Raw genomic sequence first — 19,720 nt, 5'->3', positions numbered from 1 at the left:
ACAATAATGGCAGATATATCAGGTTTAGATCATAAAGTCGTAATTTTTCTGGAACATCGTAATGATGTATTTGAGTATCTTGAAATCCGGGAAAACATTCATGGATCACATATTGTTATTGCCACTATTCCGGATGTATGCTGGGAACTTGAAAAAAAAGGTGTTTTATATAGAGGAATTGAAATTTATTATGATTCAGACCTAATTTATTCACAAGGAATAAAAAATTATGAAACCGTTGAGTCTATCTGTTCTAAAATCGATTCTGTTCTTCAGGAATCCAAGCCTGAATTAAAAAAATATTCTTTTAAACCGGCATTTGATAATTTTCGTTTTCTGAAGATACTTTTTGACAACCTGACATTACGAATATCTATAATTCATTCAATTATTGAGCGTGAAAAACCTGATGAAATTATCACTTTTTCTTCCGAAAAAAGGTCTCCCAGCGTTCAAAACATGCCGTTTTACACGCCTTTTGGTCTCAATGAGAGTATATTTAACATTCTTTTAGGTATTAACAGCTGGAATCCTGAAATAAAACTGCTTCAGAGAAAAAATAAAAGTCCTGTCAATAAACCGGCACATAATAGATGTTCATTATCCAGCTCGTTCGCAGGAATTTTTAGACAATATCGTTTTATTTATCGTAGGGTTATCGCGATAAAGGATTTTATATTAAATCCTAATTGGAACATGCTTGAATTCAGATATTTAAAACTCATAAATCCAATCTGCAACAAAAAGACCCTGTTTCTTTTTAGGGATGAACCCAGTTGGATTCCCATGAACGGTGCATTATACCGTCATGGGTACCATGTAGTAAATTTGTCTGAAATAACAGAGTCTTTTTCGCAGGAATCTGATTTTGATATTACAATAAATAAACAACTTGTTGAAATATTCAGAGATGTTTGTGTCTATCGTGGTATTGATTTTTCCCAAATTTTTGAAGAAAGATTTTTTCCTGTTCTTGAGAAGTATTTCAGTTACGCCCCGGAAATAGTGCAAAATCTTAAACTGAAAATTGATAAATATAAACCTGTAGCGTTTCTTAGTTCAGAAAAAGCGTTCTTTTATGAACACATGTATGCTCATATCGCTCAGTCCAGAAATATTCCGGTTATCGCATGGCAGCATGGCGATGGTCCGTTTTACCCCCCAATGCAGATTTTTATTGAAATCAGAGACTCGGATGTTCATATGAGCTATGGACCTGGACATCAGGTAATGTTACGTGAAGCGCCCCATAATCATTTTAACTCCCGCATTGAATCGGTTGGATCATTGATTCTCGAAAAAATCTATCAGAAAAATACAACGATTAAACATGAAAACAAGATTCTGTATGTAACAGCACAATTTTATTATAGCAATCTTAATGTAAACAATTATCCCATTCCTGATAATACACAGTGGCACTATCAAAAAACCATTCTTAATCTGTTAGGCAACTCTCAGGTCCCTACTATTTTCAAACTTATGCCCCAAGAATACGAGACTCCCCTATTTTCAGAATATATAAATGAAAATGGATTCACTAATATTTCCCTGATTCATTTTGAACGGTCATTTGTCGAACTTCTTAATGAAGCAGATATCGTTATTTGCGATTATCCCAGTACCCCGGTTATTGAAGCAATCGCAGCTCATAAAACTATTTTTGTGTTGCTCGCCTCTCCGCACCTGAGAACAGAAGCACTTACTCTCCTCAAAAAAAGGGTTTACTGGAGTGATGATGTGGAAGAATTTGTTAAGTTGATCTCCGATTATATGAAGGGAATTGATGTAAAACAGAGTCCTGATATGGAAAATATCGAATATCTTGAAATGTACGGTGTTCACAAACTAGATGGAAATGTATCAAAACGTGCTCTTGAAATTATAGAAAACGAGGTTAAGGCTCGATCCTGAAAATCCCTTCATCATATTTCTCAATCATTTTAGAAAGGTGCGGAATCGACATTCCGGTTTTGTGGTGAATTCCTTTGCCAGTTCAGATAAAAATCTCATCAAATTGTAGAATTCGGTTTGTTATGTCTTTTCGAATAAGTGTAGCTGGGGGTGAGTGCGAAGATTGCAGGAAATTTCTAATTTTTGTTCCACTGACATCTATATGATACCGTGTGTCATGACCGCAGGAATTTTCAGTGGTGATGCATTTGCATTTTTTACAATAATATGGTCCTTTGAGTTTTAATATTGAAATGTCTAAATATTTTTGAACGGAATCAAATATCAAATGGGCGTCATACTTCCCGTAATAATTATTCACTCCGGCATGATCTCTTCCAACAATAAAGTGACTGCAACCATAGTTCTGTCGTATAATTGCATGAAGTACTGCCTCTTTTGGCCCAGCATACCTCATTTGGGCTTCTAATCCACTTAAAATCACCCGGTTTTTTGGATAGTAGGTATTCACAAGATATTTGTATACTTCCATTACGACTTCTGGTCGATAGTCATTATTTTTTTTCCATCCAATAATTGGGTGAATTAAAAGACCATCAAAAAATTCTAATGCAATTCTCTGCAAATACTCATGAGATCTATGGGGAATGTTTCGAGTCTGGAAACCGACACAGGTTTTCCATTTACGTTTTATTATCTCTTTTCTGGAATTAGTAGGACTCATGCAGTAATGTGATAACGGGGAATCTGATGGGACGATTTGAATTTTTCCTCCAACAAATTTATTTCCCATTGATAATATTTTTTTTACACCGGGATGATGTTGATCATAATTTCCAAAAATATAATCACAAATTTTTTTAGTATCATATTTAAAAAATGATATATCGTCAAGAATGCCAACAATGTTACCACCCTCATCTTTCAATAACATCGTTTCGAGTTTGGCATCATTAGTAATTTTCGGAGTCTGTAATAAAATAGGAATAGGAAAATAATAGCCATTTTCAGTTTTATTTGTTTCTATAAGTGAATCAAGATCGTTTTCTCTGAAAAAACCATCAACGGGAGTCAAGCTGCCATCGGCAATACGATTACATTCAATAATTATATCATCATTGCAAGTAATCGAAGGTGTATTTTCAGCCTGTAACTCTTCAATGATTTTTTCCTGATTATCCTTGATAAAACCATTAACCAGTTTATTAGAGCCATATGGATCGATCATTTTTAACCTCATTGTTCTAATTCATAAAAAAAATTTGAGATTAATACCATACATTGATCAATGGTATTAGATTCAGTATTCAATATCAAATGAGGATTTTCTGGCACTTGAAATGGTATATCGAGACCTATAAAATTTTTAATTCCATTCCTGCATTGGTTTTTATAATGACCTTTTGGATCTCTGCTCATACATGCAGATATTGTGCACTGACAAAAAATTTCCGTATACCTAGGGATTTCCTTCCTGAACTTTTGTCTTATATCATGGAAAGGGGAAATGTTTGCAACAATTACCCCGATATTATTATTTTTTGACAGGTAATATGCAAGAAGACCCATAATAATAACAGATTTCCTACGGTCTTCAAAATTGTAACCAATTTCAGATTCGAGAAATCCTCTCACAATATCTCCATCAATTATTTCCCAGTGTGATACATCAGGGTAAATATTCGGGTGTTTCTCCAGAAATTCCCTGGTTTTTAATGCCAGAGTTGTTTTTCCCGACCCGGACAGACCAATAAACCAAATAACGGGTCCCATTATTTTTCACCGCTTTTTTTCATCTCATTGATCAACTTGAGAATTTCGAATGGATATTTACCAATAGCTATTTCTTCTGATAATTGGATTCCTGAAATGTTAGCGTGGTATAATCTGCTAAATTCCATCAATTCAGAAATATATGGTAAGTTATGATTTACCATTGAAGCAAAGATTTGTGTCGCTACAAATATACGTTTCTTATATGAGAGGCACGCCTCAAGCGTATGGTTAAATACCTCTGGGAATTGAATTATCCCAACTTCACTCATCAGGTCACCCCGATCTATTGAAAATGTATCATATAATGATAATATCTGCTTTAAGGTCTCATTTTTGGTTGCTTCTTTTGTCTCCAGTTTAATAATTGGTTTTACCGGAGAATTATGGAATATAGATAGAACCTCTTTAACCTGTTCAGGACTGCGAACAAAGGATATTCCTGCATAATCAATTTGACTTTCTTTCATATGCTCTATTAATATCTGATCTTTTTGTGTAAAAACCGGGAGATGTGCAAGTGATTTGCTTGTAAGATGTACCCCTTTGTTATTCTGAAGAAAACCTTCACAACGGGAAGATAATGATACTTTCTCCTTTGTGATCTTCTCAACCGTCAGTTCCAACTGCCCATCACTCGAAAGAATGACGTCCCCCTTATCGAGAATCGAAATAAAATCCGTTCGGTTAAAATTAGTTTGTTTTAATTCAATCAATTTCCCTTTTTTAATACATATTGGCTCATAGATATCTTTTGTACGTATCTTTGATCCCTCGAGGTCAACTTGAATTTTCACTTTATTTTTGAGCGATTTTTTTATTTTTTTTGAAATTTCCGTAATGTCACTCGGATCAATATGAGCACCATTAATTCGGAATATTGTAACACCTGATTGATGTAAATCGATTAGAAATTTATCATCAACTGTTTTAGGATTAATTGTAGCGGTAATATCGAATTGTCGCATGTTGAATCACATTTTCTCTACATAATATGTACCTAACTTTAACAATTTAAACAATGAGTTTTGTAAGGTGACTATTAAGCAAGGATCCCAAGAATAGTGTTTGAATAGAAATGGAATGGAGAGAAAATTTTCCAGCCCGATACCTATGAAGGGTTGTGGCAGTCTGATAACACGAAATAGTCAAGTCTGGTTCAGAAAGGACGGTGTTATCACTCCTCCCCATTCGACAATTACTAAATATCACAAAAGACACACTTATGTCAGAAATTTTATCGAAGAGTTATGAAGTGACGATACAAGATACCGGAAAAAGAGAGTTCCCTATATTTTTCTGGTAGGTCTGGACTTGGAAAACGACAAAACCTATCAACGTTCTAAGGATCTAAAGAAACCGAAGGACACCCGAAAAATACACACATGACTGATCACGAGACAATCAAGATGAGAACTGGAAATTTACTTGCCAGCCTCAACAACAATGACGACAATTTTATTGGAGGAGCGGATCTACATCTCCATACCACCGCTTCCGATGGCACACTCACGCCATACCAGATGGTGAAATTTGCAAAAGATGCAGGTTTATCTGCTATTGCAATTACTGACCATGATTCCACGAGCGGACTTGAAGAGGCGATTAGTGCAGGTAATGAACTGGAGATCGAAGTAATTCCAGGAATTGAATTATCTACCTTGGATGGTGAGAAAGAAGTACATATTTTGGGCTATTTTATTGATCCCTCCAATATAATGCTAATCGATTTCCTATCAAAAATGATTCGTGCTCGTGATAACCGAACTGTAGAGATGGTAGAAAAGCTTAATGATCTTGGTGTCGATATTTCTTTAGACCGAGTGCGTGATATTTCGGGAACGCCATTTATCGGCAGGCCGCATATTGCACGGGCAATGCTGGAGATGGGCTATATCAGGGAGCCAGCAGAAGCATTTACTCCCGAATATATTGGCAGCGGAGGAAGGGCGTATGTTGAGAGGTTTAAGATATCGCCAGAGGGTGCTATTGGGCTGATTCATAAGGCTGGTGGGGTGGCAGTCCTTGCTCATCCCGGGTATCTTGGGGACCGGAGTGCCCTCGGTGAAAAGGATATTGCGCGGTATGTTGGATATGGGCTTGATGGGGTAGAGGTGTTTTATAGTAAACATACTTCAAAACAAGTTGAATATTATAAATGTGCCGCGTTAAAGTATGGTGTGATCATGACCGGGGGATCGGACTGCCATGGTTGGGAGGACGTGCGTTTGGGGGAGGTTCGATTGGAAAAACAATATGTTGAAACGTTAAAATATTATAAATTTCATCGAAATAAAGAATTACGAGGACAATATGAATATTTTTTTAATTGATGGGTAAAGTCAATCTATGAAAGAACAAACCATTAATTATCAAGAGCTTTTTAACCATGTTTCCGAGCTCCCCATTCTAGCATTAACCGTAGATGCACGTGGGGGCAGTGACTTTTTTGATAGTCTGCTCGATGGTCATGAAGAGATTCTAACGTTTAGGGGAATTTGGAATTTCCATCAATTCTGGGAAAGATCTAAATTCAAGGATCGGGATCTCAAGTTTTTGATTAATGAATTTACGCTAGAATATTCCCATAAGTTTGAGGGAAAAATATTTGAAATGGAGCGATGGGATAAACTGGGAGAGAACCAGAACGAATCCTTCTCTTTTGATTCATTTGAGTTCCAACAACATCTCTATAATATATTTAAGGTGCATACTTTCAATAAGAAAAATTTTTTTATTGCAATTCACATTGCGTATGCCTTAGTGACCAGACAAAATATTTACAAAACGCGTTTATTATTTTATCATATCCACTGGAAAGATGCTCCTAAGCATTTTAGGGTGGATTTCCCAGATGTGAAAGTTCTGCTAATGACGCGCCATCCTCTGAATGGCTTAAGTAGTCGTATCGATTTTCATCCAAGTGATTTCAATGGTAAGATTGAATGCAAAGGTAATATATACGAATTTCAAAAACTCTTTAACTATGTTTTACGATACGTTTTATGTTGCCATCAGGGCAATTTAATGAAAGATGATCGGGTAATTACTTTAGAATCCCTTCATGCTAATCCAGAACATATATTGCGGTCGTTCTGTACTGAATACAACATTACTTACTCTCCATCACTTCTGAAATCAACTGTACATGGTAAACAATGGTGGGGGGATACACGCACCAAAAGTGGTAATGGCTTTTTGCAAGGTTTCCGTTCCAATGCAGATGAGCCTCGCTGGCATGGAAAATTTTTTTGGTGGGAAGTACTTATTCTCGAAACAATTTTACATGTTAAGATGAATGCGTATGGATATAAAACAACATTTAATATCACTCATAAGAATTCATTTGTGTTCAGAATACTTGCGAATGGCTTGATTCTGTTGCCCATGAAATACGAAATTATTCTCATGATTCGAGCGCTAATTTTCGCGGAAGGATATAATTCTAAGTTTCGGCATTTTTGTTATGGATTAATCCAATATATTAAAAGGGTGCTATTATTATATACCACACTGAAAAAATCTACAGATGAATGTAATACAGGAAAACTTTATCCACAATCCTAAAACACTATGCAGCATATCTTTCCAAAAAATAACCATAATTCGGCGGGCAATAAGAATTGATATCAATTAGAATACGAATGTGGATGTAATTCATGATCCTTACACTACCAAAGTTCACTAATTATTCAATTACTCCGCTTTAAAACTGCAAGATAATCACTATACCCTACCAATTTTGTATTCGTAAATAAAACTCTTTTATAGAGATAATAAAAAATACCAAATGTTTTACAAATTGTATATCTTAATAGAGGGAAAGTGGAGGAATTGTCAATCCATTTATCATTTAAAATATCATATTGATAATTTTCGTTTTCGCAAATCAAATTTTTTAGGCTCCAGGGATTTTTAATGAAATGCAATTCAGTAATTGCAAGGTTATATCGCTGTGACAATTGAGAAAGCGCTTGAGGATCTATCCAGCAAGTGTGTTCAGGATTTATAATATAATTTCTTTTAAAAGAAACATAGTGAAATTCATCTGTGAAAAAAGGATTTGGAGTCGAAATAATTAGAATTCCATCATCCTTTAAGTATTTTAAGCAATTTTCAAAAAAACCATCAAAATTGGACAAATGCTCAATTATATCTCCCGCAACAATAACGTCAAAACGTTCATTAAAAGTAAGGGGTTGTGTTACATCTCCAAATCGTATATCATATCCCATATCTTTCAATTTTTTAACTTCATTTTCAAGATAATCAATACCGATTACATTTTTTGCAACTTCTTTTATCTTCTGGTGCAGCCAATTTGGATCTTTTTTAGCAAATTCTGCATTATGCCTTATACAGCCTAAGTCAAGAATTGATTTACCCCTACAACGATTTTGGATAAAAGCAACCTTTTCAATAACTTCGGATGTTTTGATTAGTTTGGCAAGTTCAAATTTATCCATTGTATATTCACCCATACTTGTGTTGATGTATTCCTTTATCAAATATCATTTACTCACTCGAAAAGTATGGATCAGTCATTCCTGAAGAAATTATTTGTTCAGCAAAAGTGAATAAATGCCTGATAATAGGTAGATTTAGACCTAATTAGTGAAAATATTAAAAATCCGTAATTTAAAGGATTCACCATGTTCACTGCACACATCCGAATTCTCTCATTCTGCATACAATTGGTAATCAGGTCCCATTTCCAAAAATAAAATCAATATAGCCACAGAATACGCCCGAGAAATAAGTTAAGTATTTTTACATCAACTCTTCCAAATATCAATTATCCTCACAAAACAATGAAAAAAATGGTCATCATTCCTTATGGAAACTGGGTCGTCCGAAATGCATAACCCTCAGAGAATAGTTAATGAGGATAGCTAATTTCCCTCATTTTTCACCCAAACATATCGAGTACGATGACGCAGTAATAAGGATTGGATCCTATCTGGCTCTCTGCTTGAATTCCTCTAAATTTTTTCTTTTTTTTGAGAGTTATTGCTGAACCGGATGAATTTTTTGAATAGTTACGAGATTAAAAAGATCGTAAGAAAAACCGGCAAAGAGATTTTTTGCATGGACCCGTAGGTGTGTAGTAACCATTACATGACCGGAATGAAACACCCGTTTAATCACCGCAAATGGTCATTCAACAAGACTTCGAACATTGCTGATAGCCCAATTTCTCCTTTTGTTCTTCTCGGAGAGTGGTTTACCCCAAACAGATCTTCGCATGGTTTTATCTATCGACGCAAAAGGTGTTTTACTAAAATATTCTTTGTCCCGGTAAACTGTTTCACCTTTTTGCGACAGATCGATCTGACTATCATCCATTGCGCAGTTGTTGTGTCAAATCTCCAGATGAACTGATATTCTTTATCAATAATCGTGTGGACTTTGTACCCAAATTCGGATTTTTATTATTTCTTTGCCCAAGTCCCATCACGACTTCGTCGAGTCTTTGCAATACCCCCATGAGGCTTTTCGGAAGACGCATGTCCCGGATCTGAGGTAATGAATGACGCATCCTGAATGCTACCGCGCTTTATCGTATACCCATTCTATCCCAGCTGGCGCTGTAGATCTTCCCAGATGAGAGGTATCTTTCCGTTCTTCGACAGGTCTTCACAAAATTTCCAGATTGTCGATCAATCCGGGATTTTCTCCGGATACCTAAGGAAATGCCGAAATGATTCCTGGACCGTAGCGAGTAGTTCTAATTCATAATCCGACAATACATGCCATCCGGCAGGGATGTGCATTTTGATCATCAGAATTTCATCAGTGTGTGGTCGGCCTCCCGATTCTTTGTTATCATGATACATATCGCTGATTATAGGTCGAAATTGCTCCCAATCAATTGTATCCCGAATATTGCCTAATTTATTCCCCAACACAGCGATCTTTGAATATTCCTCTTTGAAGAAATAATCTCCAAAATCGCCCCTATATTTTTATTTAACTTCGCATATAAAAAGGTGAGATTGGGTTTATAGCTGTTCTCGGTAGATTAAACTGATGCTTGATACGACGGGCGCCCCATGCCGGATATTTCTCTTTGAGTCGGATAATTCGTTGTTCCAACGACCGGGAAATTGCCCGGAGAGACCATTTCGACCCGGTCTTTTTTGGCCGTAATCCATTCTCATTATAATGACTATGGGCTTTTGCCCATCGTCTCACCGTCATTTCGGAGATATTATATGTCTCTCCGATCTCCTTTACACTTCATATCCCTTCTTCATAGAATACGATTGTTTTGGTTCTGATCTCCATTGTCGCTTTCACCCTCAAGCACCTGATGGGTGTTCTTGAAAGCGGACATAAATTTTGTCACTATTTTTAGACAAAAATACTGGCACTCTACAACTATCTCAGAGATCTGGGGGCCTCATTGCGAGAAAATACGGTTTTAAAATGTACTGAAAAATATCTTTAACCAAATAAGTTCAAATTAACAAAGTGATGTCAAAATCAGTGGATATTGCCCTGATACAACCTCCTGGATGGGCAGTCCAGAATCCTTCACTCGGACTTGCTCTCTTAAAGAGCTATTTATCAGATCAAGGAATCTCAGTAAAAATTTTCGATTTAAATATTCAATTATTCAATTTAAAATATGGGATATACGAAAACTCCTGGGAGATTTCAAATGGATATTTCACATGGGAAAGAGAATCATATATTCACCAGTTTTTTTCAGATTATTCAGATGAAGTTTTAAACTTTATTTATTCGGTTCTTTCATCAAAACCACGGGTAATTGGGTTTTCGGTTCATTCTTCATCATTTATCGCAACAAAAGTTCTTGCACAAAAATTCAGGGAATGCGCTCCGGACATTCCTCTCATATGTGGGGGTCCCCAAGTGGCTCATTATACTGATGTCTGGCAACCACTCCTTACCTCAAAACTTATGGATGCGGTCATTTTTGGGGAGGGTGAAGTCTCACTTACGGAGTACCTTAACAGAAGAGGGATACTTGAAGATCAAAAAATTCCTGGGGTTGCATTTCGAAATGATAGCGGGAAGATTGTTGATGGAGGAACCAGAGATTTAATCCCTTCCCTCGATAATCTTCCATTCGCGGACTTTTCAGATTTTGATCTAAATCAATATGCGGGACGCAATGTGCTTCCAACATATTTTTCCAGAGGCTGTATCAACAATTGTATTTTTTGCACAGAAAGAAATTTTTTCCCGAAATTCAGAAATCGCTCAGGCCAGCGAGTGTTCGATGAAATATTATACCAATTGTCGCTGTATCCTCAAACAGAATATTTCCGTCTGCACGATTCAGTATCGAATGGTAATATGAAAGACCTGGAAAAATTTTGCGATCTTTTAATTGCTAATCAGGTAAAGATCGGGTGGAACCTTGAAAATGCAGTAATTAGAAAGGAAATGGATGCCCCTTTTTATAAGAAGTTGAAAAAATCAGGGTGTGCCTTAATTGGATATGGATTAGAAAATCCCTCCAAAAGATTATTAAAATCAATTGGAAAGCATGCATGTCAAACTGCTGATTTCGACAAGGTAATTTCTGAAGGTGTCAAGGCAAAAATAACTATTGGCATAAATATGATGTTCGGTCTTCCCGGAGAAACCGATGACGATTTCAATCATCAACTTGGCTTTATCAAGCGACATAGTAAAGATCGAAAATGGATTGTTGTCAATCCCGCTTTAAATTATTGTTATATTCCAAAAGGATGTGCTATCGATCTGCATCCGGATCAATTTAATATCGATCTGTCAAAAGGGGAATTATACTGGACATCAAAAGACCAAAAAAACACCTATCTGAAACGTATGGAAAAATTTGAAACATTCTGTAAATATGCAAATGAATTAGGATATTCAAATTTATTCAATATTAATCAATTAATTAACAAAAACGAACTGCTTGGAAATTATTATGTTAAAAATGAAGACTTTAAAACAGGAATTGGATATCTTAAAAAATCGTTTGAAGATGAATTAAAAACACCAGATCTAGCTAAGGAAATAATTTGCCTGTATGAAAAATTATCTCTCGTAAAAGATGATTACTATTACAAAATAATTGATTTCAAACAAAAATCAGATAATACAGAATTAGTGTGGTTAAACACTCCCAAGAATCGTGACGAACTTGATAATTATATAATTACTTCACCTGTATCAAAAAAGATTTCAAGACTCACTTCAATATACACAATATTGGAACCGGCATATTGTCAACCATCTTTCTCAATCAGTGGAATCAAAAATTATTTGAGATATCAACTTTTACGGGTGTTGAATAAACCCGATAAACGATATGAGATACTGATACATCTGCTAAAGGATATAGATAATAAGTTCTATGCGCTGGAACATCAATATAAGACTAAAAAATAACAAAATGTTCTTCAAAACAACCTTCAATGAATTATCAAGTGATACAAGTATACAAAATGAAATGCCGAAGAGATTTTCATTACGATTGCAGAATATTACAGGAGATGAAAAATGAACAATTCAAATAATTTTTTTCTAAATAAAAGGATTCTCATCACAGGTGGTTCCGGTTTTATAGGAAGTCACTTAATAAGACAATTGCATGCGGGCGGAGCAATAATTTCAATAATTACCAGAAAGGATAAAAAATGTGCTCTTACTGAAACAAACCAATATACCGGAGATATCAGGGATTTATCATTTGTCACCAATTGCGTAAATGATTTTAAACCGGAGTATATTTTTCACTTGGCGGCGTATAAAGAACGAAATGAAGATATTCAGGCATTCTATTCATCAATTGAAACAAACGTAATCGGATCGCTGAATTTGTTTTCTGCGGCGAAACAGTTGAATTCTTTACAATCAATAGTAATTCCCTGCACCGCGGAAGAATATGGAAATAGTATACCGCCTTTCGATGAAAAATTACGGGAATACCCCGTTACACCATACTCATTTTCAAAATCATGCGTTTCACATATGGGAGAATTATTTTTTCACCTTTACAATTTTCCGGTTATTATCATTCGTCCCACAATTGCATATGGTCCGGGACAGGGAACTGATATGTTTGTACCTGCCCTCATCACTTCACTTCTTGAGGATAAACCTTTTAATATGACCTTGGGGGAACAGACTCGTGATTTTGTATATGTTGATGACATAATCGATTCACTCCTTCTGGCAGCTAAAAATCCCCAAGCGAAAGGACAGATCATTAATATTGGAAGTGGAATTCCGATAAAACTTGCAGACATTGCAGAAAAGATTGAAAATATGATTGGCAAAAAAGGTCTTGTAAACCTCGGCGGGAAACCGTACAGGAAAAACGAAATAATGGATTATTATGTAGATCTGGAGAAATCAAAGGACACTCTGGGATGGAATGCAAAAACTTCACTTGAAAATGGTCTGAATAAAACAATTGCATATTATCAGGAAGTGAAGGGGATTTGAAACAATCTATCCTCTATTATTCAGATTGTCCATTTTTTGCGGGATGTGAAAATATGCTTGCGAATTTCTTTAACAGTCAGGAATTCCGTGATTCCTATGATATTCTGTTTATTTACCGCTGGTCTCCTCAATATGAAAAAGGGTTTAAGAACAGAGTCCCCCTTCAAATCGAGAACATTCCGGTTCGTCTTTACGAGATAAATGATGTGTATGTATCAATCGATTCAATATCTCTGATAATATTACGAAGACCTTTAAATTTTCTTATAAACCTCGGACTTGTCAAATATTTTTTTTTATTTATTAATACGATCATCTTATTTCGAATCATTCGGAAAAAAAAAGTCACAATCCTGCATGTAAATAACGGGGGATACCCCGGCGCACAAAGTACTATTTCAATGGTCATTGCTGCACGATTATGCGGCATCACATGTATCGTTTATGTGGTTAACAATATCGCCGTAGGATACAACTCTCTTGACCGACGTTTTGATTATGTATTTGACCAGATAGTTGTCTGTTGGGTAAAGATGTTCGTGACGGGTTCACTTTATGCAGGAAATGCATTGAAAAAGATACTCAAATTACCTTCTAATAAAATACAGTGCATTCCAAATGGCATTGCCTCCCGAAAAGTCACTGAGACACGTGAACAAGTCATTCAAAGATTACATCTTCCCAACAACCGGCTTATTCTTTCCGTAATCGCGAATCTTGAAGAACGAAAAGGTCACATTTTTCTTTTAAAGAGTTTGAAACAACTTAAAGATATGTACCCTGGTATCTCAATTCCGGTCTGTGTGATTGAAGGAACGGGATCAACTGACAAAATTCTAAAAACATTTGTCGATAAAAACGATTTAAAAACGGATGTTCTTTTTATCCCACATGAAGAACAGATTTTCAACTTAATCAGTGCGTCAGACTGTATCATTCTTCCTTCGATAAAAGATGAAGATTTTCCTAATGTTATACTCGAATCGATGTCTCTTGGGAAAGCAATAATTGCCAGTAATTTTTCTGGAATCCCGGAACAGATCGAACATATGAAATCCGGATACCTTGTTGAACCGGGAGATGTATCAGATCTAGCTATGGCAATAAAATTCATGCTCGATCACCCGGAAATGAAAAACCTGTTTGGAGAGAATGCTAAAGTTCGATTTGAAGAATTATTTAAAGATAAAATCGCAATTAATCATTATAGGAAAATTTATAACAAACTCACAGAGGAAATTTCGTCATGAAAGTCTGTATTTTATGTGGAGGGTATGGGACCCGTATTCGCGACGTTGCAGATAATATTCCAAAACCGATGATCCCAATCGGGGGATATCCGATTCTCTGGCACATTATGAAATATTATGCATCGTGGGATCTTGATCAATTTGTCCTGTGCCTGGGGTATAAGGGGGACAGTATACGGGATTTTTTTATGAATTACCGTTCGCATACAACAGATATGTCAATTGATCTCAGTGGAAGAAAACCGATAAAATACCATAATGCAGAAACCGTTGAGAACTGGAATGTCACCCTGGCCGAAACCGGAATGAATGCAATGACTGGTGCAAGAGTGAAACAGGTGAAAAAATATCTTTATGATGAAGATAATTTTATGTTAACCTATGGGGACGGGGTTGGCAATATTGATATTAAAAAATTGCTGGACTTTCATAACTCTCATGGTAAAATCCTTACAGTTACCGGAGTAAGACCACCGGGGCGATTTGGAGAACTCCAGTGCAGCGACTCAGGACTTGTCACAGAGTTCAATGAAAAGCCACAGACAACCGGAGGAAGAATATCGGGCGGTTTTTTTGTATGTCGTAATGATATTTTCGATTATATCAACGACAAGGAAGACACCATATTTGAGCAGGAAGCACTCCGGAATCTTGTAAAAGACGGCGAAATGATGGTCTTTAAACATGATGGGTTCTGGCAACCGATGGATACCTCAAGAGAATACCATCTTCTCAATCAACTCTATGAACAAAAGAAAGCCCCCTGGGTGATCTGGTGAAAACCGGCTACGGGCACTTCAAAAATAAAAAAGTATTAATAACCGGAGATACCGGTTTCAAGGGTTCATGGCTGGCCTACTGGCTCCATCATCTCGGGGCAAAAGTATATGGCTTCGCTCTACCTCCCGAAAGAGATTATGATCATTATACTGCGCTGGGTCTTGAACAACTAATTCATCACTTGGATGGGGATATCAGGGATTATACTCAGGTTCGGAATTTTTTTGAAAAAACCAATCCTGAATTTGTTTTTCATCTCGCAGCTCAACCCCTGGTAAGAAAATCCTATAAGGATCCAAAACTTACGTTCGATACCAATATTGGTGGATCGGTCAATGTTTTTGAAGCGGTAAAAGAAACCCCTTCAGTAAAAGTCCTCATAGCAATAACTTCCGACAAATGTTATAAAAACAAAGAATGGTGCTGGGGGTACCGTGAGAATGATGAACTGGGGGGTAAAGATCCCTACAGTGCTTCAAAAGCAGCTGCAGAACTGGTATTTTCCGCGTATAATGATTCCTTTTTTGAGCAGATACCTCACCTGGGTGCTGCCAGTGTGCGGGCAGGAAATGTCATCGGAGGAGGAGACTGGTCCCTTGACCGGATAGTACCTGATTGCATCAGAGCTCTTAAAAATAATGAACCCATCCAGTTGAGAAATCCCGATGCTACCAGACCCTGGCAGCATGTATTAGAGCCATTATCAGGATATCTTCTCCTCGCATCACACCTGTATGAAAATCCAAAATCTTTCGGAAGCTCCTATAACTTTGGCCCGGATAATGGAGAAATGCATACGGTAAAAGACCTTGCTGAAGAATTAATTGCCATCTGGGGGGCCGGTAATATTGAATTCACGAAAAAAGATGACGATCCAAAGGAAGCCGGTCTTCTTCACCTGAACTGTGATAGGGCACATCATGATCTGGGATGGTCTGCCAGATGGAACTTCAGAAAAACAGTTGAACAGACTGCAAAATGGTATAAATCAGTTAATGAGGGTGGAAACACGGGTTCCATTACCAAACAACAAATTATTGAATATATGGAGAGTTGACGATGATTGAAGGAGTACAGATTATTCCCTTAAAAACCATACTGGATGATCGCGGTATGGTCAGGCATATGTTGAAATGTACCGATCCCCACTTCAGCCAGTTTGGTGAGATCTATTTCTCAATAATTTTTCCAAATGCGGTAAAAGCCTGGCATGTACACAGGAAAATGGAACTTAATTATGCGGTAATTTCAGGTAATATCAAACTTGTTCTCTACGATGCCCGCACAGATTATTCAACGAACGGGGAGATCCAGGAAATTTGTATGGGTGAAGATAACTATGTCCTTGTAAAGGTCCCTCCCCACGTAGTCAACGGTTTCCAGTCAATTGGCAATGAAAAAGCGATTGTAGCAAACTGTGCATCAATCGCTCATGATCCAGGCGAGATTTCACGACTGGATCCTTTCGATCCTACTATCGGTTATGATTGGGGCATACGGCATGGGTAATCCAAAAAAACGAGTTCTTATCACGGGAACAACAGGACTGGTAGGTCACCGTTTATTTGAATACCTGAAATCTTTCACCGACTGGGAAATTATCGGAACGAGCAGGAGTTCAGGGGAATATGTTGATCACATCGTTGATTTGACCAATCTGGATTGTGTCAAAGCTCTTAGTAAATCGTCACCTGTGGATGTTATCATCCACACCGCAGCCCTTTCGAAAACGGACGAATGTGAAAATAACAAAGAAAAATGTTATGCAGCAAATGTAACCGCTACCATGAACCTTCGTTCTACCTATCGATCTACAAAATTCGTATATTTTTCGACCTACGCGGTGTACAATACACCGGAAGGAAAGTGTGAGGAAACCGCACCGACAAGCTCAACTAACTATTACATCGAGACAAAACTTCAAAGTGAAACACTCATGAAGGCAACGCCCGGTTCAGTGATTTTCAGGCCGTCTGTTATTTTTGGTTTTACCATGTTCGAAAGGGTAAGTAAAAATTATTTCATGCAGTTGCTTGAAAGTGTCAATAAGAAAAAAGTAATGCGTTCCCCTGCAGACCAGTATTTCAACCCGGTCCATGTGGATGTAGTTGCTGAGATTACGAGAAGAGCCATTGAACAGGATGCTACAGGAATTTACAATCTGGGATCCAATGAGATGATCAGTAAATATGAGTTTAATAAAAAAATTCTCCAGGCATTTCAGTTTGACAGTCATTTTCTTGAAAGTACTGACTCGAGCTCTCTTGTGGTTACCCGGCCAAATAATGGCACCATTTCATCCGATAAGGTACAGCATACACTGAATTACCGGATTCCCGATCTCGATCAGATGATCGGGATATTGTATCAATCAACGTCAGGTCACACATTAATTTCATGAGTACCCGTATATGACCGCACTTCCTCTCGTTTCAATCTGCATCCCTACATATAACCGGGCGGGTATGGTTGGAAAAGCCATAGACAGTGCTCTTTCCCAGTCCTACCCCAATATCGAAGTGCTGGTTGTGGATAATGCATCTGACGATGCGATTGAATCTGTTATCACGGGTTACAACGATTCAAGGCTGCATTTTTATAAGAATCCAAAAAATCTGGGTATTTTTGGAAATTTTAACCGGTGTGTTGAGTTATCGCATGGGGAATATATCCACATCCTCCACTCGGATGACTTCATCGATTCCAATTTCACCATGACATGTGTTGAATTCATGGAATCACATCCCGGTGTGATGATGACGTTCAGTTCTGCCCGGATGATAATAAATAATGAGCAGAAAAAGATTGCAGTTTCTGATAAGAATGTTATTTACCGAGCCCCTGAGGGATTCAGAAAAATTTTGGAAAACCATAACCCGATTATTTGTCCTTCTGTCATGATGAAACGGGAGGTATATGATTCCATGGGACTATACTCCAGTGAATATCCGTATGCGGGAGATTTCTATCAGTGGCTCAAAATTTCACGACGTTTTGATTTTGCATTTGTAGCAAATGCCATTCTTTTTTACCAGCAGGGTGACCATACGGAGTCCACTCAGTTCCTTCAAAAAACACCTTTGGGTTATATTGATGTCATCAAAATATTTTTACGAATAATTACGGACATCGGTGATGATGTGGCATCTTGTCGTCGCGAAATGAATATCGCGATCCGGGGATATATGTATGTGTGCATTAACGCAGGGATATGGCAATCAGATTCGATGAAATCCTTCTCGCCCCGGATTTTCATTGGGTTTGCCCTTACGTTGTGGACAATGATCGAACCTGATTCGATTGGGGTTCGCGTTAAAAAATTTTTGGATTTTCTGGTTATATTGACCGTTGGATTTTTTCTTTGTCTTCCTAAGGGAAACTACTGCATAAGGAAAATGTTAAGATTAAAAAACAACGTATGTTGACTTCTTCAAATTAGGTATATTACAAAAGAATGTATCCTATGCCCAAAAAGAGTCATACATGTAAATTAATTCGGAATACCACATGCGGTAATAGTATACATTAAAACATTAAAATCAATAAATGATTAGCAATGATATCCGGTGTAAAAAAAGATGTGCAACTCATCTGTCCCATTCATAAAAAGAAACTGGAGTATAATGAGAAAGAGAATCGTTTCATTTGTCAGAATAAGTGTTCGTTTTCGATAATCAATAATATCCCACGTTTCGTTCCTTACAAAAACTATGCCGATTCTTTTGGCCTTCAATGGAATACATATAAACAGACGCAATTGGATTCATTTACTAAAACAACAATTTCTCAAGACCGGTTAAAGCGCCTTTTAGGTGGAACGTTTGAAATATTACAGGGAAAAGATGTATTGGAGGCGGGATGTGGGGCAGGGCGGTTTACCGAGATTCTCCTGCAAAACGGGGCAAATGTCTTTTCAGTAGATTTGTCAGCAGCAGTTGAAGCTAATTATGATAATTGTAAAATGTATCAAAATTATTTCGTTTGTCAAGCGGATATCACCAATTTACCCGTATCTTCTGACACCTTCGATCTTGTTATCTGTATTGGAGTAATACAGCATACACCTGACCCTGAAAAAACAATAGATGCTCTTAGTTCATACGTAAAACCAGGAGGATTGTTGGTTATAGATCACTACACTTATGGGTATCCGGAAACACCAAGCCGAAAAATTTTACATGCTATTCTTACTAGGATGCCTCCTCAATTTTCAATGTCATTTGTCAAGTATTTGACAAATATTTTATGGCCGATCCACAAATATATGAGATCACAAAAACAAAACAATTGGATAAAAAAGGGTCGTACAATTTTTTTGAATATATCTCCGCTCGTTGATTATCACGATGCTTATCCACAGTTACAAGACGAACAACTCAAAACATGGGCAATGCTTGATACTCATGATACACTTACTGACCACTATAAACACCTTCGCACAAGTTCAGAAATTCAGAATCAATTATTAAAATGCGGAATGGAAAACATTCAGATAGCATTGGCAGGAAATGGGATTGAAGCCAAAGCGAATAAACCTTTAAAATAAATAA

16 protein-coding genes and 1 pseudogene are annotated in these 19,720 nt (G+C 37.0%); 12 read left to right on the top strand and 5 right to left on the bottom strand.

Annotation, left to right across the window (positions count from 1 at the left end; all coding sequences use genetic code 11):
* Positions 1-6: 6 nt before the first annotated feature.
* The gene (locus CVV30_03015; protein PKL70344.1) at positions 7-1,914 is read left to right on the top strand and encodes a hypothetical protein; all 1,908 of its coding nucleotides are present in this window, start codon (positions 7-9) and stop codon (positions 1,912-1,914) included.
* 82 nt (positions 1,915-1,996) lie between these two features.
* Here CVV30_03015 and CVV30_03010 read toward each other — a convergent pair whose 3' ends face one another.
* The 3 genes from CVV30_03010 to CVV30_03000 are packed head-to-tail and all read right to left on the bottom strand — an operon-like array spanning position 1,997 to position 4,655.
* Positions 1,997-3,154, bottom strand: a complete 1,158-nt coding sequence (locus CVV30_03010) for a sulfate adenylyltransferase (protein PKL70343.1) — start codon at positions 3,152-3,154, stop codon at positions 1,997-1,999.
* A complete protein-coding gene (locus tag CVV30_03005) occupies positions 3,151-3,687 on the bottom strand; it encodes a hypothetical protein (GenBank protein PKL70342.1) in 537 nt (178 codons plus the stop codon). Before CVV30_03005 ends, CVV30_03010 begins: the two co-directional genes overlap by 4 nt.
* On the bottom strand, positions 3,687-4,655 hold the full coding sequence (locus tag CVV30_03000) for a hypothetical protein (protein PKL70341.1): 969 nt from the start codon (positions 4,653-4,655) through the stop codon (positions 3,687-3,689). The genes CVV30_03005 and CVV30_03000 overlap by 1 nt, the downstream gene beginning before the upstream one ends.
* Positions 4,656-5,096: 441 nt before the next feature.
* Between CVV30_03000 and CVV30_02995 the strand changes: the two genes are divergently transcribed.
* Complete coding sequence (locus CVV30_02995) at positions 5,097-6,020, top strand: phosphatase (GenBank protein PKL70948.1); 924 nt, start codon at positions 5,097-5,099, stop codon at positions 6,018-6,020.
* Between the two features lie 16 nt (positions 6,021-6,036).
* Complete coding sequence (locus tag CVV30_02990) at positions 6,037-7,254, top strand: hypothetical protein (GenBank protein PKL70340.1); 1,218 nt, start codon at positions 6,037-6,039, stop codon at positions 7,252-7,254.
* A 125-nt stretch (positions 7,255-7,379) separates the two neighbouring features.
* Here the strand turns inward: CVV30_02990 and CVV30_02985 are convergent, their stop codons facing one another.
* Complete coding sequence (locus CVV30_02985; GenBank protein ID PKL70339.1) at positions 7,380-8,168, bottom strand: hypothetical protein; 789 nt, start codon at positions 8,166-8,168, stop codon at positions 7,380-7,382.
* Between the two features lie 526 nt (positions 8,169-8,694).
* Positions 8,695-9,602: pseudogene (locus CVV30_02980) on the bottom strand (IS5/IS1182 family transposase).
* Between the two features lie 562 nt (positions 9,603-10,164).
* On the opposite strand from CVV30_02980, the gene CVV30_02975 reads away from it, so the two are divergent.
* The 9 genes from CVV30_02975 to CVV30_02935 all read left to right on the top strand — a co-directional run bounded on the left by CVV30_02975 (position 10,165) and on the right by CVV30_02935 (position 19,716).
* On the top strand, positions 10,165-12,081 hold the full coding sequence (locus tag CVV30_02975; GenBank protein ID PKL70338.1) for a hypothetical protein: 1,917 nt from the start codon (positions 10,165-10,167) through the stop codon (positions 12,079-12,081).
* A gap of 111 nt (positions 12,082-12,192) precedes the next feature.
* Complete coding sequence (locus CVV30_02970; protein ID PKL70337.1) at positions 12,193-13,140, top strand: hypothetical protein; 948 nt, start codon at positions 12,193-12,195, stop codon at positions 13,138-13,140.
* A gap of 53 nt (positions 13,141-13,193) precedes the next feature.
* Positions 13,194-14,390, top strand: coding sequence for a hypothetical protein (locus CVV30_02965; GenBank protein ID PKL70336.1), 1,197 nt, complete (start codon positions 13,194-13,196; stop codon positions 14,388-14,390).
* Positions 14,387-15,169, top strand: coding sequence for a glucose-1-phosphate cytidylyltransferase (gene rfbF / locus CVV30_02960; protein PKL70335.1), 783 nt, complete (start codon positions 14,387-14,389; stop codon positions 15,167-15,169). Before CVV30_02965 ends, rfbF begins: the two co-directional genes overlap by 4 nt.
* A complete protein-coding gene (rfbG, locus tag CVV30_02955; GenBank protein ID PKL70334.1) occupies positions 15,166-16,227 on the top strand; it encodes a CDP-glucose 4,6-dehydratase in 1,062 nt (353 codons plus the stop codon). Before rfbF ends, rfbG begins: the two co-directional genes overlap by 4 nt.
* A gap of 2 nt (positions 16,228-16,229) precedes the next feature.
* Positions 16,230-16,679: a dTDP-4-dehydrorhamnose 3,5-epimerase gene (locus CVV30_02950; GenBank protein PKL70333.1), complete on the top strand. Its 450-nt coding sequence runs from the start codon at positions 16,230-16,232 to the stop codon at positions 16,677-16,679.
* Entirely contained in the window at positions 16,603-17,571 is a 969-nt protein-coding gene (locus CVV30_02945; protein PKL70332.1) for a hypothetical protein, read from the top strand. The genes CVV30_02950 and CVV30_02945 overlap by 77 nt, the downstream gene beginning before the upstream one ends.
* Positions 17,572-17,581: 10 nt before the next feature.
* Positions 17,582-18,595: a hypothetical protein gene (locus tag CVV30_02940; GenBank protein PKL70331.1), complete on the top strand. Its 1,014-nt coding sequence runs from the start codon at positions 17,582-17,584 to the stop codon at positions 18,593-18,595.
* Positions 18,596-18,726: 131 nt separating this feature from the next.
* Complete coding sequence (locus tag CVV30_02935) at positions 18,727-19,716, top strand: hypothetical protein (GenBank protein PKL70330.1); 990 nt, start codon at positions 18,727-18,729, stop codon at positions 19,714-19,716.
* Positions 19,717-19,720 lie beyond the last annotated feature (4 nt).

The sequence above is a fragment of the Methanomicrobiales archaeon HGW-Methanomicrobiales-1 genome, from assembly GCA_002839675.1.
In the GTDB taxonomy this organism is placed as follows: domain Archaea; phylum Halobacteriota; class Methanomicrobia; order Methanomicrobiales; family Methanospirillaceae; genus Methanoregula.
Note: the sequence above shows the minus strand (reverse complement) of the source record. Positions and strands in the feature narration are given on the sequence as shown.